Genomic DNA, 237 nt, shown 5'->3' on the forward strand with positions numbered 1-237 from the left:
GGTGCGCTGGCTCAGATACGCGTTGCCGGACGCGATTTGCGCCGAACCGGTCGCAATGGCGTCGCTGCTCATCCGCACCTGCTCGACGATGCCCGCGAGCGAACCCGTCATCGCGCGCATCGCGGCCATGAGACTGTCGTTGTCGCCGGGACGCACATGAACGTCGACGTCGAGATTGCCCCGCGATATCTGGCGCGCGGCTTCGCACGCGTCGTCGGGTTCGCCGCCGAGCTTGCG

The 237-nt window shown here is 67.9% G+C and carries 1 pseudogene; it reads right to left on the bottom strand.

What is annotated here, in order from left to right:
• Positions 1-237: pseudogene (locus SB771_RS36920) on the bottom strand (chemotaxis protein); the annotation flags it as partial.

Source organism: Burkholderia sp. SIMBA_051 (assembly GCF_046534915.1).
In the GTDB taxonomy this organism is placed as follows: Bacteria; Pseudomonadota; Gammaproteobacteria; order Burkholderiales; family Burkholderiaceae; genus Burkholderia; species Burkholderia ambifaria.